This window comes from Streptomyces hygroscopicus subsp. hygroscopicus, from assembly GCF_001553455.1.
GTDB classification, from domain to species: Bacteria; Actinomycetota; Actinomycetes; order Streptomycetales; family Streptomycetaceae; genus Streptomyces; species Streptomyces hygroscopicus.
Genome location: NZ_BBOX01000615.1, coordinates 1 through 3,481, shown reverse-complemented (window position 1 = coordinate 3,481; position 3,481 = coordinate 1). Strand labels below are relative to the sequence as shown.

At 64.8% G+C, this 3,481-nt stretch carries 3 protein-coding genes and 1 pseudogene; all 4 read left to right on the top strand.

Annotation, left to right across the window (positions count from 1 at the left end):
• Positions 1–1,244: alpha/beta hydrolase (locus tag AXW62_RS39325; RefSeq protein WP_060948524.1), on the top strand; the 1,244-nt coding region annotated here is incomplete at its 5' end.
• A gap of 88 nt (positions 1,245–1,332) precedes the next feature.
• A complete protein-coding gene (locus tag AXW62_RS39320; protein ID WP_060948523.1) occupies positions 1,333–1,818 on the top strand; it encodes a hypothetical protein in 486 nt (161 codons plus the stop codon).
• 197 nt (positions 1,819–2,015) lie between these two features.
• Positions 2,016–2,300 (top strand): annotated as a pseudogene (locus AXW62_RS39315) (IS5/IS1182 family transposase); the annotation flags it as partial.
• Positions 2,301–2,371: 71 nt separating this feature from the next.
• Entirely contained in the window at positions 2,372–3,196 is an 825-nt protein-coding gene (locus tag AXW62_RS39310; protein ID WP_063817740.1) for a glutamate racemase, read from the top strand.
• The last annotated feature ends 285 nt before the right edge of the window (positions 3,197–3,481 follow it).

Here is a 3,481-nt window from a genome sequence, read left to right as displayed (position 1 = left end):
CCCTCAAGGCCGACGACGACCTGGACGTTTCCCGCTACGACTGGACCGACGCCCAGAGCGACGCGAGCGGCGTCCGCAGCGGAGCGAAGGACTACCTCGACGACATCAAGCACCCGCCCAAGGACGGCAGTCCCCAGGACAACGCGAAATGGTGGAAGAGCCTCTCCGATCAGGAGAAGGCGGACTATGCCGCCATGTACCCGGCCAGTCTTGGCAAACTGGACGGCATTCCCGCGGATGTCCGCGATGAGGCCAACCGCGTCGAACTGGCGGAAAGGCGGGCCGACTACCAGATCCGGCTCGACGCGATACCGAAGGAACCGACCAAGTTCAGGAACCTCGGCCCCGACGTCACCGCCTACACCCAGGAATGGCTCGACTGGCACCATAAGTACGAAGGCGAGAAGAAGCGCCTGGAAGGCGCCCTGAAGGGCATGGACGCCATACAGAATCGCTTCGACCAGACCGGCCGGAAAGGCTTGCCGGAAGCGTACCTGCTCGGTTTCGACGCCGAGGGCCGAGGACGTGCGATCGTCGCCAACGGCAACCCGGACACCGCCGACCACACCGCCGTCTATGTGCCTGGTACCACCTCGAACCTGAGCAAGATCCAAGGCGACATCAACCGCATGACCAACCTGTGGCACGCCTCCGAGCCACTGGCGCCGGGGCAAAAGGTGTCGACCATCACCTGGCTCGGCTACGACGCGCCGCAGAACATCGTCACGGACGCCACCCGCCCGGGCTACGCGAACACTGGCGCCCCCGCGTTCAACCAGTTCGTCGACGGCCTGAACGCGTCGAACGAGTCGGGGACCGACAGCCATGTCACCGCGATAGGCCACTCCTATGGCTCCACCCTCATCGGCTCCGCGGCCCGTCAGGGCGATCTGAACGCGGACGATGTCATCTTCGCCGGAAGTCCCGGTGTCCAGGTGGGCAGCGCCGAGGAACTGGACGTACCCAAGGGGCACGTCTGGAACGAGTACGCTGACGGCGACCCTGTTCCCGAATTGGGGCGTGCCTTCCACGGCGGCGACAGGAGCAGCCGGTTCTGGCATGACGCGGATATGCCCATCATTCCGGCTGATGCCGACTTCGGGGCGCATCAGATGACCACCGACACCGAGGGGCACAGTGGTTATTGGGACTACGACCTGGAACATGAGGACAGCTCACAGAGTCTGCTCAACCAGGCCAACGTGGTAGTGGGTCGACATGACAAGGTGCAAATCAATGACTAGCCCGGCTCGCAACCGAAGCGGTCTTCTTTCTCCTCTCGGTATCATCATGTCGCTGGCTGCGGTAATTGCATTGGCAGGGTGCTCAGGAATGAACGACAAAAAGAAGGACGAACTGGGCTACACGCCGAAGACGCGAGAGGTCGCTGACGCGGAGGAAGAGGCGGCCGGTCTCTCCAGTGAAATCTTCGATGTCATCGACCTGCGCGGCAAGACCAGCAAGCCGGGGCCGTCCGTCGCCCGCTGCGGCGGCAAGGACGAGGAGAAGTTCTACAAGATCAACCATGCCTGGTCTCTGTGGGGCGTTCCGGTCGAGGACATGAAGCAGGCCATGGGAAGGCTCAAGGAGAACCTCCCCGAAAAAGGCTGGAAGATCGTCAAGTATGGGCCGGACAAGAGTCCGAGTAAGAGCCCCGAACTCATCGCCGATTCCACGAAGAAGCAGTACTCGGTCAGCATCCATCTCTACGACGAGAGCGACAAGACCGGCTCCAAGGCGCCCAAGTCCCTGATCTACGTACTGCTGACCTCGGCCTGCTTCCAGGTCCCCGACGGCCAGACCGTGGACGAATACTGAGCACGGCGACCCCGCGACCCGTGACTCGCGGCATACACGGCCTACTTGAAATTCGATTGGCGGTAAGGAGCACCCCGCTACGAGGCAGACACAGGCTTCGTGACCTTGATCGCGACGCGCCTGTGATCACTGGGGCGAATCTGTGCCCGTGCTTCCACCTTGGCTGACCAACCCTCTGTGGAACCCATTCTCGGCGCTCCCACGACCGGATCGTCGGGCTCGTGCTCGACCAGATCGCCGTCGACGGCTCCATCACCAAGGCCCCCGGCGTCGGCGAGGTCGCCGGGCGCGCACCGGTCGACCGCGGTGAACAGGTCATGCCCCGCTCAGGTATGACAGGCGGTCACGGAATCCCGCTCGGCAGGGCTCCGCCCGGAGCAAACCGCCGCGACACCTTGCTGCTCGCCCCGCCCCTGGATCTGCTGAAGAACCTCGAGCCGCAGCCCGGCGACATCACCGTGCGCCTGAACGCCGGCTACGACCCGGCAGGTCCGGGGGCCGCGCATGTGCTCGGTACGGACTGCGGCGAGACCTCACTGGTACGTTGACCCCTATGACGGTGGCATTGATCGACTCGGGATTTGGCCTCCTCTCCACCGCCGGCTGGCTTCGGCACCTCGCCCCGGAACTCGATCTGCTTCTGCTTCTGGATCCCGAGGGCGCCCCTTGGGGCCCGAAGACCAACTCCTTCGTCACGGACCGTCTGCTCACTGCCGCCCACCTGGCCATCCAGCGTGGTGCGGAGGCCATCGTGGTTCCCTGCAATACCGCCACCGTCACCGCGATCGACGCCCTGCGTGAGAGGTTCGAGCCCCGCGTTCCCGTGATCGGAACCGTCCCCGCCGTGAAGCCGGCCGCGGCGACCAGTCAAAACCTCGCCGTGTGGGCGACCGTCCGTACCACCGCAAGTGACTACCAGGACCGTCTGATCGCGGACTTCGCGAGCGGCATGCCGGTCGCACGGGTCGCGTGTCCTGGACTGGCAGAAGCGGTGGACCACGGTGACATGGCTGCTGCAGCGGAGGCGATCGCCGATGCGACCGAGCGAACCCCCCGGAATTGCGACGCCGTGGTGCTGGGATGCACGCACTATCCCCTGGTGGCTCCACAGATTCTGGAGAGCCTGCCCGCCGGAACCATCCTGTACGACAGCGCGGAAGCAGTCGCCCAGCAAACACTGCGACGCTTGAACCGCACCAGGGAAACAAGCAGCGTGGTGGGCTCCATCGACGTGGTACTCAGCGATCGCCCCGGCTACCTCCCAGCAGGCGCGCACGCCTATCCGGTTGGCCGCGCCCTGGCCACCGCAGCGCGAGTACCTCGCGAAGCTCTGATCTCCGCCACCACCCGAGCCACGGTGACTGCTCGGGTGACCTGAACGAACCCCCGTCCCCGTCCGCACCACGCCTGTCTGTTCCCATGCGCCTGAGGGAGATCGCTAGGAGCGAGAGGAACGCCTCGCGACGTATGCCGTGGGCGCCGCGGCCGTCTCCGTCGCGGGCATTGCGGGCCCGGCGGCGGTCCTGACCGAACGTAGGCGCCGTCGCTGCGGGGCAACTGAGTAGGACTACTCATGGGGGTGCCTGAAGAGACCACTACACTGAGCTACTTGACGTAACTGAGAATGGCGTGAAGTGGGGGAGAGCATGTCGACGTTTGATGT